The following is a 14,137-nucleotide window of genomic DNA, read 5'->3' on the forward strand; positions in this document are numbered from 1 at the left end:
TTTCATACGGTTTTACAATTTACTCACACGTCTCCAAGCTTACTCCGAATTGCATGGGTTGATACACGCTTACGGTTACCGACTGTAAGCCCGGAGTAGCGGGACGCGATGTGTCACAAGCATGCTACATGTTCAGGCGCAAGGAAAGATCGACGGCCTTCAAATCTTTGGTCAATGTGCCCAGTGAAATGTAGTCGACACCGGTTTCGGCGATGGGGACGAGGGTGGTTTCAGTGATGCCGCCGGAGGCTTCGATGCGTGCCCGGCCGTTGTTTTCGGCCACGGCAGTGCGCATGTCGTCGAGGGAGAACTCATCGAGCATGACGATGTCGGCGCGGGCATCAAGGGCCTGGCGGAATTCGTCCAGGTTCTCGGTTTCCACTTCCACCGGGCGACCCGGGGCGATCCGGTGGGCCTCTGCGACGGCATTGGCGATGGAGCCGCAGGCGGCGATGTGGTTCTCCTTGATCAGGAAGGCGTCGTAGAGTCCGATGCGATGATTGTGGCAGCCGCCGCAGGTGACCGCGTACTTCTGCGCAAGGCGCAGGCCGGGCAGGGTTTTGCGAGTGTCGAGCAGGCGCACGGAGGTGTGGGCAACCCGGTCGGCGTAATGGCGGCAGCGGGTGGCCACGCCGGACAGCGATTGCAGCCAGTTCAGGGCGCAGCGTTCTGCCGTCAGCAGGCTGCGGGCATTCCCCTCGGCGGTAAACAGGGTGTCGTCTGCCGTTACCCGGTCACCGTCCTGGCAGGCCCAGGTCAGCGTGACCGTTGGATCCACCTGGCGGAACACTTCCTCGACCCACTCACGCCCGGCGATCACGGCTTCCTCGCGAGTAATGACCCGGGCCGACGCCGTCACATCCGCGGGAATCAGGCGGGCCGTGATATCGCCGCTGCCGATATCTTCCTGCAGGCTCAGGGCAACGGCCTGGGCTCGGGCGGAATTGAGCTGGGCGGGATCAGGGATGGTCATGGGCTCGGGCTCCGGTTATAGGCTGCGGTTCTCGGGGCCGGCCTGGGCCGGGCGTCCGGAAAAGCGGAGTTTAATGGCTCGGCCGGACCGCGCCAAGGTTGATTTTCGCCGCCGGCCCCGTGTTGGCGCAAACGTGAGGCCGGGTGACCGAAAGCGTCAACCTGCGATCGCGACGTTAATGAGTTGCGATTACAACTGATTGAAACGGCGGCAGAATCGTTTGAAAGTGTGACGTGGTTTGGGTCGTCACAATTGGTGACAAAACCTGACACAAGATGACGCGGTTTCCGCCTATGATGCCAGAGTGGATGTAAACTCATGTGAAATGGGCCGTTTGCAATCGTCAGCCAGGACGATGGCATACAGCCAGGTGCTCGGAGGCAGTCGTCATGGTCAGTGACAATCGCGTTGTGGATCTGCGCAAGGCATCCGGAGAACGTTCGTTCTCGTTGCCTGCATCGCTGATCCGGCTGCGTGACTATTCCGGGCAGTCCCTGCGCACGCAGCTCTCGGAATTCTTCGACAGTGCCGACGATGCCCTGTTCGACCTGGCCGACAAGGCCGGTTCCAATCAGGATCAATCCGCCTACTTCGATGCCATGCGCGAACTGCGCCTGCGCCGCAAGGCGATGTCCCTGTCAATCCAGCAGTGGGTGGCCCGGGCTTTCAATGAAATGGGCTCGTTCGATCCGCGCCCCCGCTCCTCCGGCCTCACGGAAATTGATCAGGAGGCTCTCAGTCTGGTCGATCACGGTGATCACGAGCAGCAAGTGGCCATCGACAACCTGATCAACAAGCTGCGTAACCGGCACCAGGAGCTGATCCGCATGCTGGTACACCGTTTCCAGCACTTGGTCCCCGCGGCAAAGCTTGAAGACCGGCATATGCCGCTCAGTCCGGAAGTGATCTGCAGCGGTCTGCAGGAAGCCTGCAACGATCTCGATATCGATATCCGCGCCAAGCTGGTGGTGCTCAAGCTGTTCGACAAGCTGTTTATTCATCGGCTCGACAGTCTTTACCGCGATGCCAACGAGCTGCTGATCAAGCAGGGCGTGTTGCCGGACATGAAGCGCCCGCCGGTGGGCGCACCGATGAAGAAACGACCGGCGCCCAAGGCCTCGGCGTCGGCTCCGCAACAGACCGACGCCGAAGAGCCCTCCACCCGGCCGGATGGTTTTCCTCCCGTCGAGGGCGACCATCAGGCGACGTTTTCCGAGCTGTCGGCCCTGCTGCACACCCAGCAGGGCAGTGCCCAGGCTGACAGTAGCGCCGGTGCGGGCTCGGATATGACGACGACGGAGCTGATGCGCCAACTGGCGCAGCTCCAGAGCCGGTATGACGTCTACGATGCGGAGCACGGCCAGGAGGAAACCACCGGCGGAGGCAATCTGACCCGGCAGGTGGAAACGATGCTCGCCCGCAAGGGACAGGCCATGGCGTCGTTGAACCAGGTGGACGCCGATGTGGTCAACCTGGTGACCATGCTGTTCGATTTCATCCTCGAAGACCGGCAACTGCCGCAGGCCATGAAGATGGTGATCGGGCGCCTGCAGATCCCGATCCTCAAGGTGGCACTGCTGGACCGGAGCTTCTTCAACCGGGGCGGCCACCCGGCGCGTAAGCTGCTCAACGAGCTGGCCATGGCGGGCATCGGCTGGACCGAGAAAGCGGCCGGTCAGCGTGATCCGCTGCGCGAAAAGATCGAGGCGGTGGTGGATCGTCTAGTCGGTGACTTTACCGACAATGTCGAACTGTTCTCCGAGCTGCTGGCGGAATTCAGTCACTTCATGGACCTTGACCGGCGCCGCCGAGAGCTGGTCGAGCAGCGGCTGCGTGACGCCGAAGAAGGCCGCGCCCGGCAGGAGCGCGCCCGTGAGGCGGCCCGCCTGGTGCTGGAGCCGCTGCAGTCCGGTCGCCAGCTTCCTGAAGTGGTTCATACCATCCTGGGCGAGCCCTGGATGAAAGTGTTGCAGTTCCTCTACTTGCGCGAAGGTGAGGGCAGCGATGCCTGGACCCATTCGGTCGAGCTGGCCCGGGAACTGGTGTGGAGTGTTGATCCTGCTCCGGTGACCGATGAAACCCGCGCCCAACTGCTGCGTCGCATCCCGTCCATCGTGGACAACCTGCGCAAATCCCTGCATTCCATTTCCTGGGACCCGTTCGCCAGCGATGCCCTGATTCGGGATCTGGAGCTGGCCCATGTGGATATCCTGCAGCAGCTGGCGTTGCAGTCTCCGGTAGCGGCTCCGGTCGACACGCCGGAACCGCCGGTTGATGCGTCAGTGGCTGAGGCTGTCGCCGAGTTCCAGGCGCCTCAGGTCAGCGAGCCGACGGAGCCGGCACCGGTTGCCGAGGCCGCGAATACCCCGGAGGCGCCTCGGGCGCCGGTTGCTCCGGCAGCGGAAGAAACAGTCGGGACCGAGCATGCCGATGTTGATCCGCGCTGGCAGGACATGGCTCAGAAGCTGCGGGTGGGTTCCTGGGTGGAGTTGCTCAACGACGGCCAGAAGAGCCGCTGTAAGCTGGCCGCGGTGATCAAGGCGACCGGCAAGTTCATTTTCGTTAACCGCAATGGTGCGAAGGTCAAGGAATACACCCTGGAAGATGTGGCCCAGGCGCTTTCCACGGGGGAAGTCAGCATGCTCGATGATGGCCTGATCTTCGACCGGGCGCTGGAATCGATCATCGACAACCTGCGCCATAACCGCCGGGACTGACGGTGTTCCGGGTAGCCGCCTTTGCCCGGTGGGCGGCACTTCGTTGCTTTGTGCATGAATCGACGTAGAATGGCGGACCGGATTTCGGTTTCCTCCTGAACAAGCGATGGATGCATTTTGACTGCCCGGTCCCGTAACCAAACCTTCCAGATTGACGATGCCGGCTGGCTCGTCGACGTTGAACACTGCCCGTCGCCCAACTTCGGGCCCCGTCCTCCCGAGCGCCCCATCTCGCTTCTGGTGGTCCATAACATCAGCCTGCCGCCGGGCCGGTTTGGTGGAGACGCCATCGAGCGCTTTTTCTGCAACCAGCTGGACGCGGCGGAGCATCCTTATTTCCAGGAAATCCGCGACCTGCGTGTATCGGCCCACGCTCTGGTGCGCCGTGACGGCACCTGCGTGCAGTTCGTGTCCTTTCAGGATCGGGCCTGGCACGCCGGGCGCTCGAGTTTTATCGGCGAAGACGAATGTAACGACTTCAGTATCGGCATCGAGCTGGAAGGCACCGATGACTTGCCCTACGAAGCCGGACAATACCGGACGCTGGCGGCTCTTGCCCAGGCGATCCGGACGCGCTGGCCGGCGGTGACCCCTGAGCGCATGACGGGCCACTGCGACATCGCGCCCGGTCGCAAGACGGACCCGGGGCCGGCGTTCGACTGGTCGCATTTCCGGCTGTGCCTGGCGGATGCGGTCCCTCCGGCCGGAGACTCCTGCTGATGGGGTTTGTCATTCTGCTGGTGGCCTATGTGATGCGGCGGTTTCTCGACAGCTCTCCCCGCGAAGGGGCGGAAGGCTGGCTGCGCCGGGCGCTGGCCCGATTCCCCGGGGTGGCGGCGGGCCGTGAGGCGCGCGCAGGGCTTGGCCTGGCATTGCTGGTTCTGCTGGTGGTCGCGGTGGCTGTGTTGAATATCGCACTGCAACGAAGCCCGGTGTGGCCGCTGACCTGGTTGCTCGACCTGGTCGTGCTGCTGGCTATGATGGGTGTGCCGGGCTGGCGTAATCCGCTGGGGGCCTATGGCGAAGCCTGGCGCCGTGGGGATGCCCAGGCCGCCTGGCACCACGTCAATCATCTGCTTCCAGCGCCGGAGCGCGGGTTGGCGACGGAGCCGCGGGAACTGCATCGACTGCTGGCGCGCCAATTTGTGGCGGTGGTGTTCGAGCGTTATTTCCTGGTGATTTTCTGGTACGTGCTGGCCGGCCCGGCGGGCGCCGTCGGTGCGCGCCTGGCGGTGGCCCTGCGGGATCACTGGCCACATCCGGCCGGCCGTGAAACCTTTGCCCGCTTCGTTTTCCCGATTGCCTGGATTCCGGCGCGCCTGCTCAGCATCAGCTTCGGTGTGGCGGGTGATCTGGCGGGCTGGATGGGCGGTGCCGGACGGCGCATCCTGTCACCCGGTATGGCCGCGGCCGACCTATTGTTCGATAGCGCCAATCGGGCGTTGTCGAGCTATTCGCTTGACCCGGACCGCTTCGCCCGGACGCACCCGGACGAGTGGCAGGACTACGGTGAGCGCAGCCTGCGCGCGGTACGCGACCTGATGAACCGCAGTCTGTTCGTGTGGATCTGTGCCCTGGCATTGCTGGCCATTGGCGGGGTGTTTACGTAAAACCGGTGCCGGCCTGTCATGGCCTGAAGAAAAACGATAAAACTCAACTTTATCGAACGCCGGCCGATAATAACCATAACGACGCTATCTCGCGGCTGCCGACACCCAGCACGTTAAGAAGCGTGACATAACAAAAAACAAGAACCCTGGCTGTGGATTGGCCAGCACGCGTGTTAGAGGGGGAACGTGTGAGTCAACTGCTGTATCCTGCCGTCGCGCTGATGAACCGGTTGCCGATGATCTATAAGTTCGGCCTCATCAGTGTCCTGTTCCTGCTGCCGATTGGCGGCCTGTCCTACCTGCTGGTCAGCCAGCTCAACCAGTCCATCGCCGCCATCAGTGAAGAGGCGGAAGGATTGACGCAACTGGACCGTGTTAATGCGCTGGTCCGTGCCGCGTACGACTACCGTGACTACCGCGCCGTTGGCAAGGTGCGCAATGATGACGCGTTCCTGTCCATGAGTGATGAAGCCGCACAGCGGATTGACGGGACCCTCGAGGCGCTGCAGGCGTCCCGGCCCGGATTCGACCACAACGGCGCCTGGAATGCGCAGGTCGCTGCGGTGGGCGAGGCGTGGCAGCAGCTCCGACAGGAAGACATTTTCCAGAGCAACATCGATCCCCAGATTGGTTACTACCAGGAATTCGTGCAGAAGACCCGGGCGCTGCTGGAATCGACGCTGAAGGTGTCCGGTCTGGCCCGGGATGCCGATCCGGACAACCAGATGCTGCTGCAGCTGGCCGCCAACTCGGTCCATGATTCGGCCAGCCTTGAGGGGCGAGTGCGCGCCTTCGGTATCTACGCGCTGGATCAGGGCACCGTGGGCTATGCCCTGGCCGATGTGATGAACGGTCTTTTCGACGAGCTTACGAGTCTCAACAGCCGCATTGAGTCGGAATTCCAGGTCGCGGTTGGCGCGTCCCCGGTCCTGAAGCAGCATGCCGACGCGATTGATTCGGTGGTGCAGAGCAGCGTCGCGGTGCGCGATGGACTGGATGTGAACGTCATTACGCCGTACCGGCTGGAAATGTCCTGGCAGGACTTTGATGCCCTGGTGTCGCCTGAGATCGAGCGTCATTTTGCCCTGCAGGATACTCTGTTCAGCATCGTGCGCGGCAATCTCGAGGCGCGGCTGGCGGATGAAACCGGGCAGCGCCTGACGATCTTCCTGGTGCTGGGAGCGCTGCTCCTGGTGGTGGTCTATCTCTACCTGGGTTTCTTCCTGTCGGTGCGCACGGCGATCAACCGGTTTGGCGCGGCGGCCCGACAGGTGGCCGCAGGTGACATGACCGCTCAGATCCAGCTGGATAACCGTGACGAGCTGGGCGCCCTGACCGGCGAATTCAATAACATGACCCGGCACATGGCGGAGTTGGTGCGTTCGGTCAGCCGCACCACCGGTGACGTGGATGGCCAGGCGGCCCGGGTGAACGACAGCGCCAGCGCCAACAGCGAGGCGGTGACCCGACAGATGGCGGAAACCGACCAGATTTCCGACGCCATGCAGCAGATGGTGGGCACGGTGCAGGAAGTGGCGGAAAGCGCCCAGCGCGCGTCGGACTCGGCCGGTCACGCCGAGAAGGACGCGGAAACCGGTCGTCAGGTGGTCGCCGAAACCGTCGACACGATCCATACGCTGGCTCATGAAATCCGTGGGGCCGTGGACGTGATCAACCGCGTCAGCCAGGACAGCGACAGCATCAGCCAGGTGCTGGTGGAGATCAAGGCGATTGCCGAGCAAACCAACCTGCTGGCCCTGAACGCCGCCATCGAGGCGGCCCGCGCCGGGGAGCAGGGGCGCGGTTTCGCGGTGGTGGCGGATGAGGTGCGCTCCCTTTCCCGGCGCACGCACCGTTCGACGGAGGACATCGAAGAAATGATTGGTCGCCTGCAGGGCGGTGTGCGTGAGGCGGTGAGCGCCATGACCAACAGCCATGAGGTGACCGATGCCACCGTGGCCAAATCCTCGGAAGTCACCGATGCCCTGGAGAAGATTCTGGCGGGGATTTCCACCATCGTGGATATGAGCCACCAGATCGCCCAGGCGTCCGAAGAGCAGTCGGCGGTGGCTAAGAACATCAACACCAACGTCGAGCAGATCACCGACCTGGGCCATCGTACCGCCGGCAATGCGCAGGAAACGCTGTCGGCGGCGCAGGAAATGTCAGGCCTGACCGGCGAGCTGCGCCGGCTGGTGGCGTCTTTCCGGGTGTGAGCGCCGCCGTCCGTCCGGGCGGCGCGCCAAGCGGTCAGTCTTTGGGTTTATCCGGGGAAGGGGACCAGAGTACCTCCTCGCCGCCATTGCGGCGGGCGAGGATGCGGGCAAACACGAACAGCAGGTCCGACAACCGGTTCAGGTAGCGGCGCGAAGCGTCGTTGATGGAATCTTCGTGCCCAAGGGCCACCACCACCCGCTCGCCGCGGCGGCAGATGGCGCGGGCCAGATGACAGTGTGCGGCGTCGCGCCGACCGCCGGGCAGGATGAAGTTTTTCAGCGGCGGTAAGGCTTCATTCCATTCGTCCAGCGTGTTTTCCAGCCACTCGATGTGGCCGTCGCCGATCATGTGGCTGCCCGGTATGGCGAACTCGCCGCCCAGGTCGAACAGATGGTGTTGGATCTGGCGCAGCAGCGTCGCCAGTTCGGCCTCCCCGTCCAGTTCTTCAATCAGCACGCCGATCTGGCAGTTCAGTTCGTCGACGGTGCCCATGGCGTCCACCCGTTGGGCGTTCTTGGCAATGCGGCTGCCGTCCGCCAGCCCGGTGGAGCCGTCGTCCCCGGTCTTCGTATAGATCTTGGAAAGTCGGTAACCCATGAATCCTGTCCTCGTCAGAGTGCTTTTACGGCGTCGGCCAGGGCTTCGTTGACCGGAGCGGCCAGCCCGGCGGCGGCCGAAGCCCGGGCGACGAACCCGTTCATCATGTCTATTTCGGTGCTTCGTCCGGCGCGCACGTCCTGGCGCATTGACGAGCTGTTGGCCGCCGTGCGCCGGGCCACGTCCCGCACCTGCTGTTCCAGCGCTGTCGGGCTGGCGTGGCGCCCCTCGTGCTGCATCAACGCGCTCACCTCGCGACACACCGCGCCGATGCCTTCCTCGAAGTAGGGCGTTCCCAGGATCTCACCGTTGGGGCAGTCGAGCAGGGCGGTAAACGGGTTGATGCCGGCGTTGATCGCCAGTTTCTGCCACAGTCGCGCCTCAACATCCGGGTCGACGTCCAGGCGCAGGCCGCATGGAGTCAGCAACTGGCGCACGGTATCTACGCTGGCGCGACCGGAATCGTTCAGTCCACCCAGCCAGGTGGTGCCGCGACCGGCGTGGACCAGATGGCCTTCCGGTGCGATGTAGGCGCCCTCGGTGGTGGACGCGGCCAGCACCGGGTGGTGGGGCCCGAAACGGTCCCGGATTGTCTGTTGGCTGCCCATGCCGTTCTGGAAGAGAACCAGTGGAAGGTGCGCGGGGAGATCGGCCTGAAGCCGCTCAACCGCGGCCTCGGCGTCTGGCGCCTTGGTCATGACCAGGGCGGCCGAGAGCGACTGCAGGTGATCCCAGAGGGGAATGGAGACGTGGCGCTGGACGCCGTCGGTGTCCGTCATCAGATAGCTGACGGTGTCGCCCGGCGAGCGGCGGGTGGCAAAGACCACGGGCCGAGTGGGCTGCAGATGGGCCGCCCAGGTGCGGCCCATGGCGCCGGCGCCGATGATCAGGATCGGGGAAACGGTCGATTCGGTCATCGGGCGCCGGCTCCAGCGGTTTTACATGGCTTCGATCTTGCCGCGCTGGTCCTGCAGGCGGGTGAGACTGCTTTCGGCGTCGGCCAGCTTGGCTTTCTCTTTCTCCACCACTTCGGCCGGGGCCTTGGCGGTGAAGCTCTCGTTGCCCAGCTTGCCCTCCAGGCGCTTGATGTCCTTGCCGATGCGTTCCAGCTCTTTGTCCAGGCGAGCCAGTTCGGCGTCCTTGTCGATCAGGCCGGCCATGGGCACCAGCACTTCCATCTCGCCCACCAGTTGGGTGGCGGACATGGGGGCCTCTTCGTCGCCCAGCCAGGTCAGGTTCTCCAGCTTGGCCAGGGAGACCAGGAAGCTGCGGTTCTTCTCCATGCGCTGGTGGTCGGCGTCCGGGCCGCGCAGCAGTACTGGAATCCGCTTGGCGGGTGAGATGTTCATCTCGCCACGGATATTGCGCACAGCGACGATGGCGCCTTTGAGCCATTCGATGTCCGCTTCGGCATCCGCATCGATCCGGCTCTCTTCGGCCTGCGGGTAGGGCTGCAGCATGATGGTGTCGCCCGACTTGCCGGCCAGCGGCGCCACGCGCTGCCAGATTTCCTCGGTAATGTAAGGAATGATCGGGTGCGCCATGCGCAACACGGCTTCGAGTACGCGCACGAGGGTGCGGCGGGTGCCGCGCTTGGCTTCGGCGGAGGCGTTGTCGTCGGTCAGTACCGGCTTGGACAGCTCCAGGTACCAGTCGCAGTACTCGTTCCAGATGAACTCGTAGATGGCGTAGGCGGCGAGGTCGAAGCGGTACTGGTCCAGGTGGCGGGTCACTTCTTTCTCGCAGGTCTGCAGGGCGCTGATGATCCAGCGGTCCGCCAGGGACAGTTCCACCGGCTCGTCGTTGGTGCCGCAGTCCTCGCCTTCGGTGTTCATCAGCACATAGCGGGCGGCGTTCCACAGCTTGTTGCAGAAGTTGCGGTAGCCTTCCAGGCGCTTCATGTCCCAGTTGATGTCGCGGCCGGTGGTGGCCAGGGACGCCAGGGTGAAGCGCAGCGCGTCGGTGCCGTGGGCGCTGATGCCTTCCGGGAATTCTTTCTTGGTGCGCTTGGCGATCTTCTGCGCCAGCTGCGGCTGCATCATGTTGCCGGTGCGCTTGTCCAGCAGGTCTTCCAGGGAGATGCCGTCCATCATGTCCAGCGGGTCGAGGACGTTGCCCTTCGACTTGGACATCTTGTTGCCCTGTTCGTCGCGGATCAGGCCGGTGACGTAAACGGTCTTGAACGGCACCTGCGGCTGGCCGTTCTCGTCCTTCATGAAGTGCATGGTCATCATGATCATCCGGGCGACCCAGAAGAAGATGATGTCGAAGCCGGTGACCAGCACGTCGGTGGGGTGGAACGTGGCCAGGCGCTCGCTGTCTTCCGGCCAGCCCAGGGTACCGAAGGTCCACAGGGCGGAGCTGAACCAGGTGTCGAGGACGTCGGCGTCCTGCTCCAGGTTGAGGTCGGCGGCCAGGCTGTATTTCTCGCGCACAGACGCTTCGTCGCGGCCTACATAGATGTTGCCCTCGGCGTCGTACCAGGCCGGGATGCGGTGGCCCCACCAGAGCTGGCGGGAAATGCACCAGTCCTGGATGTCGCGCATCCAGGAGAAGTACATGTTCTCGTAGTTTTTGGGCACGAACTCAATGCGACCGTCTTCCACCGCTTCGATGGCCGGCTTGGCCAGGGTCTTGGCGTCGGCGAACCATTGGTCGGTCAGCATCGGCTCGATGATCAGGCCGGAACGGTCGCCGCGCGGCACGCTCAGCACGTGGTCTTCCACCTGATGCAGCAGGCCGTCGGTGTCCAGGTCAGCGACGATCTGCTTGCGGGCGTCCTCGCGGGACAGGCCGGCGTAGGCGGAGGGCAGGGCGCCGCTGATGTCGGTGTTGGCGGTGCCGTCGCTGTTGAAGACTTCGCCCTCGGCGCGGATATCGGCATCCGGCGTCATCACGTTGATCATCGGCAGTTCATGGCGCTTGCCGACGGCGTAGTCGTTGAAATCGTGGGCCGGGGTGATCTTCACGCAGCCGGAGCCTTTTTCCGGATCGGCGTGCTCGTCGGCGATGATGGGGATCTCACGGTTGACCAGGGGCAGCATGACGGTCTTGCCGATCAGATGCTGGTAGCGCTCGTCGGACGGATGCACGGCGACCGCGGTGTCGCCCAGCAGGGTTTCCGGGCGGGTGGTGGCGACCACCAGGTGGTCCTTACCGTCGCGGGTTGTCTCACCGTGGGCCAGCGGGTAGCGCAGGTGCCAGAAGTGGCCCTTCTCTTCCTTGTTCTCCACCTCCAGGTCGGAGATGGCGGTGTGCAGTTTCGGGTCCCAGTTGACCAGGCGCTTGCCGCGGTAGATCAGGCCCTCGTCGTACAGGCGGATAAAGACTTCCTGGACCGCCTTGTAGAAGCCGTCGTCCATGGTGAAGCGCTCGTGATCCCAGTCCACCGAGTTACCCAGGCGGCGCATCTGGCGGGTGATGGTCCCGCCGGATTCCTCTTTCCAGTCCCAGATACGCTTGATGAACTCGTCGCGGCCCAGGTCGTGGCGGTTCTTGTCCTCTTCCACGGCCAGTTTGCGCTCGACCACCATCTGCGTGGCGATGCCCGCGTGGTCGGAGCCTACCTGCCAGAGCGTGTTGCGGCCCTGCATGCGGCGGAACCGGGTCAGGGTGTCCATGATGGTGTGCTGGAACGCATGGCCCATGTGCAGGCTGCCGGTGACATTGGGCGGCGGGATCATGATGCAGTAGGAGTCGCCTTCGCCCTGCGGACGGAAGTAACCCTTCTGCTCCCAGTTCTGGTACCACTGACGCTCAATATTCTCGGGCTGGTAGGTCTTTTCCATGAAGGTATCTGCTTAATGCCTGGTTAAACGTGAGGGACGTGATTATACATGGCGCGGAACATCCGGGCGAACCCTGGCAGGGTGCCCGGAGGACGCGTAGCCGCGGGGCCTAGTGCCCCGTCTGGTTGCTTCCTGCGGCGCGCCGGGCGTCGTGCACGCGGGCTTCGATGCCCAGCTCGCGCAGCTGGCGGAAATGGGTGCGGGCCTGGTTCAGGGTGGCGGCGTCGGAACTGGCGATCAGGGCCAGACGCTGGAAGCGGTCGGCGTGGGCTGGCAGGGTATTGCCCAGCACGATCACCGTGTCCCAGTCATCCGGCGACGGGTGGTCCGTCATCAAGCCGACCCGCTCCGGGCAGGGATCCGCGCTGCGCGCCAGGCGCCGGTGCGGCAGGAAACTCTCCGGACTGTACTGCCAGAGCATGGTGTCCGCGGCCTCCAGCTGTTCGCCCGGGTTGCACACCAGGCCGATCCGGTCGCCCTGCTTCCACGCTTTCTCCGTCAGGCGGGCGGCGTAGAGCAGGCGCGCGGATTCGGTGTCCTGGGGCAGCAGGTAGAACCAGTGCCGGCCTTGCGGCCGGCCGGATGGATCAGCCGACATTGGACAGCAGGTAGTCGACCAGCAGCGGCACCGGACGACCGGTGGCGCCTTTCTCCTTGCCGGACAGCCAGGCCGTTCCGGCGATGTCCAGGTGCGCCCAGCGGTACTGCTTGGTGAAGCGCGACAGGAAGCACGCCGCGGTGATGGAGCCGGCCGGGCGTCCGCCGATGTTCTGCATGTCGGCGAAGTTGCTGTCCAACTGCGCCTGGTAAGCGTCCCAGATGGGCAGCTGCCACGCCCGGTCACCGGTGGTCTGGCCGGATTGCAGCAGGCGCTGCGCCAGTTCGTCGTCGTTGCTGAACAGGCCAGTGGTTTCCTTGCCCAGGGCGATGATGCAGGCCCCGGTCAGGGTGGCCAGGTCGACCACGGTTGCCGGGTTGTACTTGCCGGCGTAGGTCAGGGCGTCGCACAGTACCAGGCGGCCCTCGGCGTCGGTGTTGAGGATTTCGATGGTCTGGCCGGACATGGAGGTGACGATGTCGCCTGGACGGGTCGCGCCGCCCCCCGGCATGTTCTCTGCGGCCGCCACGATGGCCACCACGTTGATGGCCGGCTTGATCTCGGCAATCGCACGCATGGCCCCAAAGACACCGGCGGCCCCGCCCATGTCGTATTTCATCTCGTCCATGCCTTCGCCGGGTTTGAGGCTGATGCCGCCGGAGTCAAAGGTGATGCCTTTGCCTACCAGTACGTGCGGCTTCTCTTTGGCCTTGCCGCCGCGGTATTCCATCACGATCAGCTTGGCCGGCTGGTCGCTGCCGGCGGAAACGGACAGCAGGCTGTTCATGCCCAGCTTCTTCATTTGCTTCTCGTCGAGGATCTCGGTCTTGATGACGTCGTGTTCCTTGGCGAGGTTCGTCGCCTGTTCCGCCAGCCAGGTCGGGTGGCAGACGTTGGGCGGGGTGTTGCCCAGATCGCGGGTAAAGTTCATGCCGTGGCCGACGGCTTCGCCGGTGGCCAGCGCGGCCTTGAGGGCTTTGTTGTTGGCCGAGGTCGTCACGGAGACCCGGTTCAGCGCCGGCGCGGTGGTCTTGCTGCTCTTGAACTCACCGAATCGGTATTGCTGTTCCTCGCAGACACGGGCGATCAGGCTGACGCGCCAGGCTTCGTCGCGGTCCCGGACATCATTGTCCGCCAGGGCGACCAGGGCGTGTTTGGCGGGGGAGTCCTGCAGCTTGGCAAACGCTGTGTTCAGCAGCTTGCGGAAGCCCAGTGGGTCCTGGGGCGCATCGCTGCCGCTGCCGACGACCAGGAGGCGTTTCCAGGGCTGCTCCTTGAGCGGCAGCATCAGGTTGCTGCCCGCTTTGCCAGAGATATCCCCGTTCTTCTGCAAATCCTTGATCTGGCCATTGAGAGCCGCGTCGGCGGCGGAGGTGGAGGCCGGCCAGTCGCCTTTCTCGGGAACGGACACGACCAGGCAGTCGGCTTTGATGTCGGTCAGGGATTTGCTGTTCAGGGTGTATTTCATGGCAGCTCCGTTTGGTTGATTCTGCATCGGTCGTCGGCTCGGCGACGACGGTAAGGGCGTGGCACCGGCGGCATCCTGTGGCCGCCCGAAAGGCCCCAAGTGTACGTTATGGCTGTCGCCATTGGCTACGCCGGCCCGTGCGGTCCGGATTGCGCTGTGGCTGGCCGGC

The 14,137-nt window shown here is 64.0% G+C and carries 10 protein-coding genes; 4 read left to right on the forward strand and 6 right to left on the reverse strand.

Annotated elements, in window-relative coordinates; translation table 11 throughout:
- Nucleotides 1-124: 124 nt before the first annotated feature.
- Nucleotides 125-973, reverse strand: coding sequence for a carboxylating nicotinate-nucleotide diphosphorylase (gene nadC / locus GQB00_RS00305; protein WP_165854846.1), 849 nt, complete (start codon nucleotides 971-973; stop codon nucleotides 125-127).
- A gap of 389 nt (nucleotides 974-1,362) precedes the next feature.
- On the opposite strand from nadC, the gene GQB00_RS00310 reads away from it, so the two are divergent.
- The 4 genes from GQB00_RS00310 to GQB00_RS00325 all read left to right on the forward strand — a co-directional run bounded on the left by GQB00_RS00310 (nucleotide 1,363) and on the right by GQB00_RS00325 (nucleotide 7,516).
- Entirely contained in the window at nucleotides 1,363-3,690 is a 2,328-nt protein-coding gene (locus tag GQB00_RS00310; RefSeq protein WP_165854847.1) for a DUF1631 domain-containing protein, read from the forward strand.
- 117 nt (nucleotides 3,691-3,807) lie between these two features.
- Nucleotides 3,808-4,410, forward strand: a complete 603-nt coding sequence (gene ampD, locus GQB00_RS00315; RefSeq protein WP_207950571.1) for a 1,6-anhydro-N-acetylmuramyl-L-alanine amidase AmpD — start codon at nucleotides 3,808-3,810, stop codon at nucleotides 4,408-4,410.
- Complete coding sequence (ampE, locus tag GQB00_RS00320) at nucleotides 4,410-5,300, forward strand: regulatory signaling modulator protein AmpE (RefSeq protein WP_111496644.1); 891 nt, start codon at nucleotides 4,410-4,412, stop codon at nucleotides 5,298-5,300. The genes ampD and ampE overlap by 1 nt, the downstream gene beginning before the upstream one ends.
- A 188-nt stretch (nucleotides 5,301-5,488) precedes the next feature.
- Entirely contained in the window at nucleotides 5,489-7,516 is a 2,028-nt protein-coding gene (locus tag GQB00_RS00325) for a methyl-accepting chemotaxis protein (RefSeq protein WP_165854848.1), read from the forward strand.
- Nucleotides 7,517-7,550: 34 nt separating this feature from the next.
- Here GQB00_RS00325 and GQB00_RS00330 read toward each other — a convergent pair whose 3' ends face one another.
- From GQB00_RS00330 to GQB00_RS00350, 5 genes are all read right to left on the reverse strand, one after another.
- A complete protein-coding gene (locus GQB00_RS00330) occupies nucleotides 7,551-8,114 on the reverse strand; it encodes a cob(I)yrinic acid a,c-diamide adenosyltransferase (RefSeq protein ID WP_111496642.1) in 564 nt (187 codons plus the stop codon).
- A gap of 14 nt (nucleotides 8,115-8,128) precedes the next feature.
- On the reverse strand, nucleotides 8,129-9,031 hold the full coding sequence (locus GQB00_RS00335) for a ketopantoate reductase family protein (protein WP_165854849.1): 903 nt from the start codon (nucleotides 9,029-9,031) through the stop codon (nucleotides 8,129-8,131).
- Nucleotides 9,032-9,052: 21 nt separating this feature from the next.
- A complete protein-coding gene (locus GQB00_RS00340; protein ID WP_165854850.1) occupies nucleotides 9,053-11,902 on the reverse strand; it encodes a valine--tRNA ligase in 2,850 nt (949 codons plus the stop codon).
- Between the two features lie 109 nt (nucleotides 11,903-12,011).
- Nucleotides 12,012-12,500: a DNA polymerase III subunit chi gene (locus GQB00_RS00345; RefSeq protein WP_165854851.1), complete on the reverse strand. Its 489-nt coding sequence runs from the start codon at nucleotides 12,498-12,500 to the stop codon at nucleotides 12,012-12,014.
- The gene (locus GQB00_RS00350; protein ID WP_165854852.1) at nucleotides 12,490-13,968 is read right to left on the reverse strand and encodes a leucyl aminopeptidase; all 1,479 of its coding nucleotides are present in this window, start codon (nucleotides 13,966-13,968) and stop codon (nucleotides 12,490-12,492) included. The genes GQB00_RS00345 and GQB00_RS00350 overlap by 11 nt, the downstream gene beginning before the upstream one ends.
- Between the last annotated feature and the right edge of the window lie 169 nt (nucleotides 13,969-14,137).

Origin of the sequence: Marinobacter sp. JSM 1782161, from assembly GCF_011421605.1 — a bacterium.
Lineage (GTDB): Bacteria > Pseudomonadota > Gammaproteobacteria > Pseudomonadales > Oleiphilaceae > Marinobacter_A > Marinobacter_A bohaiensis.

Excerpts from the sequence above, each read along its gene's own strand:
- nadC (WP_165854846.1), bottom strand. The coding sequence starts at position 973 with ATGACCATCCCTGATCCCGCCCAGCTCAATTCCGCCCGAGCCCAGGCC.
- GQB00_RS00310 (WP_165854847.1), top strand. The coding sequence starts at position 1,363 with ATGGTCAGTGACAATCGCGTTGTGGATCTGCGCAAGGCATCCGGAGAA.
- ampE (WP_111496644.1), top strand. The coding sequence starts at position 4,410 with ATGGGGTTTGTCATTCTGCTGGTGGCCTATGTGATGCGGCGGTTTCTC.
- GQB00_RS00330 (WP_111496642.1), bottom strand. The coding sequence starts at position 8,114 with ATGGGTTACCGACTTTCCAAGATCTATACGAAGACCGGGGACGACGGC.
- GQB00_RS00335 (WP_165854849.1), bottom strand. The coding sequence starts at position 9,031 with ATGACCGAATCGACCGTTTCCCCGATCCTGATCATCGGCGCCGGCGCC.
- GQB00_RS00340 (WP_165854850.1), bottom strand. The coding sequence starts at position 11,902 with ATGGAAAAGACCTACCAGCCCGAGAATATTGAGCGTCAGTGGTACCAG.
- GQB00_RS00345 (WP_165854851.1), bottom strand. The coding sequence starts at position 12,500 with ATGTCGGCTGATCCATCCGGCCGGCCGCAAGGCCGGCACTGGTTCTAC.
- GQB00_RS00350 (WP_165854852.1), bottom strand. The coding sequence starts at position 13,968 with ATGAAATACACCCTGAACAGCAAATCCCTGACCGACATCAAAGCCGAC.